Raw genomic sequence first — 5,355 nt, forward strand, 5'->3', positions numbered from 1 at the left:
CCTCGGGCGCGCCACGAAGGCGGGAGCCGAGGTTCGGGTGTTCCGTGCGGGTACGCGACGTCTGCTCGGCATGGCGCTCGTCGATGCCGGATCGGGGTACGATTCGCAGTCGGTGGCGCCGGTGCACATCGGGCTCGCGTCGTCGGATCGCGTGGATATCGAGGTCACCTGGCCAGCCAACGGTACGCGGCAGGCGACGACGCGTCGCGGTGTGGCGGTGGACGGCCGGCACGTCACCGTCGTGCGGCTGCCTCGTTAGCTCGCGCGCGGCGACTTCAATACGCTGTCCCGTCCTCGCCCCGAAACCCGCTGGGGAATCGGGGCATCGTCGTATCAGTGCGGCTGCACCAACACCACTGGCGTAGTGGCGCGCGAGGGATTTCTCACGCGGTAGCGCTCACCGGCCTTGATCACGGTGAACGCTCCGGGCATCGACAGCCCGGTGGTTTCACTGCCCTCCCGCTCGATGAGCATGTGGCCGTCGAAGGGCAGGATCGCCACCATGGTCCGGGATGTGCGCAGCCACGCGGTGGAGTCAGCGGGCGTCAGCGTCACGCGCGTCTGCCGGAACCACGATGACGTCATCTCACGCACCCCTGGCATTTCGCTCTCGATCGCCGTCGTGAACGGACGCGGCGTGCCGTCCATCGTCACCACCCCGATGAGCCGGAACAGCCGGTCGCCGATATTGGTCACGCGGTGCGCCTTGGGACGTACGGTGTAGATCGTGTCCGACAACGTGCCACCGGCCACCCACCGCAGAATCGGCGGCGTACCCGGCGGCGGCCAGTCACCACTCACCAACTGCTCGATGGTGCGCGATGGCGAGATGTTCGTATAGAGAATCGGCGTGGCGTGCAGGTGATACAGCGACGTGTCGCCCGGGGCGATCTGCACATCGAGCACGCGCAGGCCGCCACCCTCGTACACCAGCTTGTGCCGCGGCTCCTCGTGCACGGGGATGACGCGCTGCGCGCCAAGCGTCGAAGCGCCGGCCAGCGCACACATGGCATACGCAGCGGCGAGCAGAGTAGAACGGAACATGTATGCTACCAGTCGGTCGGCTTGTAATCCTTCAGGAACTGCCCCCACACATGGGTGCCCGTCGCGATGCCATCAATGATGGGATCCACGATGCGCGCCGCCCCGTCCACGATATCCAGCGGCGGATGGAAGCGGTGGCGTGCCTGCTTTCGCTCGGCGAGCGCGACCACATCCTCGTCGGTGACCCACCCGGTATCCACACTGTTCATGTGGATGCCGCTCTGCTGATAATCGGCCGCCGACGTGCGCGTCATCATGTTGAGCGCCGCCTTGGCCATGTTCGTGTGCGGATGGCGTGTGGTCTTGTTGTTGCGATAGAACTGCCCCTCCATCGCCGACACGTTCACGACGTGCTTGTCGTGGTTGTCGGTGCGCAGCATCAAGGGCTTGAGGCGCGCGTTGATCAGGAACGGCGCGACGGCATTCACCAGCTGCACCTCGAGCAGCTCGATGCTCGGCACCTCGTCGAGCAGCAGCCGCCAGGAGTTCCGATCGCGTAAATCGACCTGCTGGAGATCCTGATCGTAGCGGCCGGCCGGGAAGAGCGGCTGCGCCGGATCGTGATCCTCGGGGAGAAGCGGCACCTGCGACAGCGCGGCGGCGTGCGTGAGGCCGAGCGAGTCGAGCGCCATGGCGTCGGGCGACGTCATGGAGTGGGAGTCCCCCGCCGGCAGTGCTCTCGCACCGCCCGACGCGCGCAGATCCTCGTAGCGCTCGACCAGCTTGCGCGCAGCGGGCGGGAGCACATTCGCCGCGGCCTGCTCGCCGGCCATCATGTGCGCGTAGAACGCCGGCGGGCGGCGCACGGTCTGACACGCGTTGTTCACGATGAAGTCGAGGCGCGCCTCCGACTCGAGCAACTGCGCGCAGAACGTTTCCACGCTCGGCGTGTGCCGCAGATCGAGCCCGAAGATCACCAGCCGGTCGCGCCACTCCGCGAAGTCGGGTTCCATCGCGTACCGCATGGCCGAGTCACGCGGAAAGCGCGTGGTGACCAGCAGCGCGGCGCCGCACCGGAGCAGCTTGAGCCCGGCCTGATAGCCGATCTTCACGCGTCCGCCGGTGAGCAGTGCCGTGCGCCCCGTGAGGTCCACCAACTCGGTGCGCTTCCGGAAATTGAAGTCGCCGCAGTCCCCGCACATCTGGTCGTAGAAGTGATGCACGGTCGTGAACTTCTGCTTGCAGATGTAGCAGTGCTGCGGGATGAGCGTTTCCTCGGGCGCGTCGTCGGACGCCGCCGACGAGGTCCCGGCTTCGACCTCCCCCTCGATATACATGTTGGGGGTCGTGAACACCGGCTTACGGCGGAGGGTGCGGATCCCGGTCGCCTGGAGTCGTTCCTCGTCCCGCTGCGCGGCCGCGAGTTTGCGTTCGCGCGCCGTGGCCTTCACCATGACCCGCCGCGCCCGCGGGTCGGGATGGAATACGCCAGCCACCGCCGCGTCGAACCGACGGCGCTCCTCGGGGGGCATCACCATCAACAGGCTGCGATCGGCGATGATGCGCTCGAACAGCAGGGTGGCCGTACGCAGTTCGTCCCGCAGGGCTGCCACGACCTCGGGGCCGAGAGGGGCCGGTGCCTCGCTCATGAATTCACCATGCCCAAGGATAGCGGGTGCGGGCACCGACGGCTCTCCCAGAGAACGTCCGGGTCGAACGTCCGGCCCCCTCCGCCCGTTTGATTACGGACGCGTTCGACCGCATTGTTGAGTGTGCCCGGTCGGGCCAGCCGCGCCACGACCGGACCGTCCCCTTTCCTCCCCTCCGTCTTCGACAGGGCATCCGTGCCCCGTCCCAGGAGCCTTTCGTGAAAGTCGTTCGCTCATTGCTGAGCCTGGCCGTTCTAGGGGCCAGCTCACTCGGGGCCCAACAGTCGAGTCGCACCGAGCCGGTCGCCGGCCTGCGTGCCAACGGCACGGGATTCCATGCCCTCGTGGGCGCCCGGGTCGTCACCGCCCCCGGGCAGGTGCTCGACAACGCCACCATCGTGGTGCGCAACGGGCTCATCACCGCGGTCGGCGCCGGGGCCCCCGCCCCGGCTGGCGCCCGAGTGTGGGACCTCAAGGGTCTCACCGTGTACCCCGGCTTCATCGACGCGCACGCCGACCTCGGTGGCGACACGCCACAGCAAGGAGGCGACGTCGGTCCCACCCACTGGAATCCGCAGGTACGCGCGTGGTTCAGCACCACCGCCAACGCGAAGGACGACTCCACCCGCCGTCAGGCGCTCCGCTCCCTCGGCTTCGGGGCAGCGCTCGCCGTGCCGCGTCAGGGCATCTTCCGCGGCACGGCCTCGGTGGTCCAGCTCGGTGAGGTGGGCGTGCGTGAGCGCGTCCTGCGCCCCGACCTGGCGCAGACCATCGGTTTCTCGCGATCCTTCGCGCTCGGCGGCACCTACCCCAATTCGAGCATGGGGACGATCGCCCTCATGAAGCAGACGCTGCTCGACGCGGAGTGGTACGGCCGCGCCTGGGGGGCCTACGAGACGAGCGGCCGCTCCATCCTGCCGCCAGAAACGAGCGAAGCGCTCGCGGCGCTCGGCAAGGCTGTGAAGGGACAGCAGCCGGTACTCTTCCAGACCAACAACGAAGAAGAGTACCTGCGCGCGTTCAAGCTCGCGAACGAGTACAAGCTCACGCCGTGGTTCCGCGGCAGCGGCCAGGAGTACCGTCTCGTCGACGTGCTCAAGGGACGCACGCAGCCGCTGATCGTGCCGCTGAACTTTCCGGACGCGCCGAACGTGGCCAACCCGGAAGCGGCCAGCAACGTCGCCCTCACCGACTTGCGTCACTGGTACCTGGCGCCCACCAACCCGGCGCAGCTCGCCGCCAACAACATCCCGTTCGCCATCACGGCTGACGGGCTGTCATCACTCACCCAGTTCCTGCCCAACCTCCGCGTCGCCGTCTCCCGCGGACTGGCGGCCGACAAGGCGCTTGCGGCGCTCACCACCGTGCCCGCCGGCATTCTCGGTATCGAGAAGACGCATGGCACCATCGCCGTAGGCAAGGCGGCCAACCTCGTCGTGGCCGAAGGCGATCTCTTCACCGAAGAGGCGACCGTGCGCGACGTGTGGGTGCAGGGCGCCCGCTACGGCGTGACCCGTCCGCCGCAGGTGGATCCGCGCGGCACGTGGGCGATCACCTCCGATGACGCCGGCACCTTCAAGAGTGCCACACTGCGTCTCGAAGGACCGCTCAATCGCATTCGCGGCACCATCGAAATGCCGGGTCGCCGGCCGGTGAATCTCGCCGGCGTCCGCATCATCGCCGAAACCGGCCGCCTCGAAGCGACCTTCAACGGGGAACAGCTCGGGCTCGAAGGCTCGGTGCTGCTCGCGGGTTCCGTGCAGGACAATGGCTTCTTCGGCTGGATGTCGCTGCCTACGGGCACCGATGCCAACTACAAGGGCACGCGCACCGAGGCCTATCAGGGTCCCGCGCGCGGCGCCGTCGCCGTGAAGGTGCCGAAGATCGACCTGCCGTTCATTCGCCCCTCGATGGAGTTCGGCCGGTCGGCACCGCCGGCGCAGCCCGCGGCCGTACTCGTGCGCAACGCCACCGTGTGGACGTCGGGCCCGCAGGGCAAGCTCGAGAACGCGGACCTGCTCGTGCAGGCGGGCAAGATTGTGCGCGTGGGCAAGGGGCTCACCGCCCCCGCTGGCGCCACGGTGATCGACGCCACCGGCAAGCACGTCACGCCGGGGCTCATCGACCCGCACACGCACGGCGGTGTGACCGACATCAACGAGAGCGGCTTCGCGATCGTCCCCGAAGTGCAGATGGGCGACGTGGTCACGCACAACAACATCTGGTTCTACCGCCAGCTTGCCGGCGGCCTCACCACCACCATGATCAAGCACGGTTCCGCGAACCCGATCGGCGGCGAGAACGTGTTCGTGAAGACGCGCTGGGGCTCACTCCCCGACGAGTACAAGATCCAGGGCGCGCCGCGCACGGTGAAGTTCGCGCTGGGTGAGAACCCCAAGCGCAATCCCACCCGCTATCCCAACACGCGCATGGGTGTGCAGGAAATCATCCGCGACCATTTCCTGGCCGCGCGGGATTACGAAAAGGAGTGGAAGAACTGGGAGAAGACGAAGACGGGCATTCCCCCGCGCAAAGATCTGCGCATGGAATCGCTGCTCGACATCCTCAACCGGAAGCTGCTCATCTCGTCGCACGGCTACCGCGCCGATGAGTTCCTGGCGCTCGTGCGTCTCACCGAGGAGTTCGGCTTCAAGGTGCAGACGCTCCAGCACGGCGTGGAGGCGTACAAGATCGCCGACGAGCTGAAGAAGGCGGGGGTGGC

General features: G+C 67.6%; 4 protein-coding genes. 2 read left to right on the forward strand and 2 right to left on the reverse strand.

Features of this window, described 5'->3' with window-relative positions; genetic code table 11:
• Positions 1–259 (forward strand): ASPIC/UnbV domain-containing protein (locus ACIQ6O_RS12275; protein ID WP_396208080.1); only part of this gene is annotated, 259 nt, incomplete at its 5' end.
• Between the two features lie 74 nt (positions 260–333).
• Here the strand turns inward: ACIQ6O_RS12275 and ACIQ6O_RS12280 are convergent.
• Both ACIQ6O_RS12280 and ACIQ6O_RS12285 read right to left on the reverse strand, forming a co-directional pair.
• Positions 334–1,044, reverse strand: coding sequence for a hypothetical protein (locus ACIQ6O_RS12280; protein WP_396208081.1), 711 nt, complete (start codon positions 1,042–1,044; stop codon positions 334–336).
• A gap of 5 nt (positions 1,045–1,049) precedes the next feature.
• Positions 1,050–2,633, reverse strand: coding sequence for an SDR family oxidoreductase (locus ACIQ6O_RS12285; protein ID WP_396208082.1), 1,584 nt, complete (start codon positions 2,631–2,633; stop codon positions 1,050–1,052).
• Positions 2,634–2,851: 218 nt separating this feature from the next.
• Here ACIQ6O_RS12285 and ACIQ6O_RS12290 point away from each other — a divergent pair.
• The coding region (locus ACIQ6O_RS12290; protein ID WP_396208083.1) for an amidohydrolase family protein at positions 2,852–5,355 on the forward strand (2,504 nt) is incomplete at its 3' end.

The sequence above is a fragment of the Gemmatimonas sp. genome (assembly GCF_044345575.1).
Classification (GTDB): Bacteria; Gemmatimonadota; Gemmatimonadetes; order Gemmatimonadales; family Gemmatimonadaceae; genus Gemmatimonas.

What these genes read in the sequence shown, in the direction of transcription:
- ACIQ6O_RS12280 (WP_396208081.1), bottom strand. Translation starts at nt 1,044, where the DNA reads ATGTTCCGTTCTACTCTGCTCGCCGCTGCGTATGCCATGTGTGCGCTG.
- ACIQ6O_RS12285 (WP_396208082.1), bottom strand. Translation starts at nt 2,633, where the DNA reads ATGAGCGAGGCACCGGCCCCTCTCGGCCCCGAGGTCGTGGCAGCCCTG.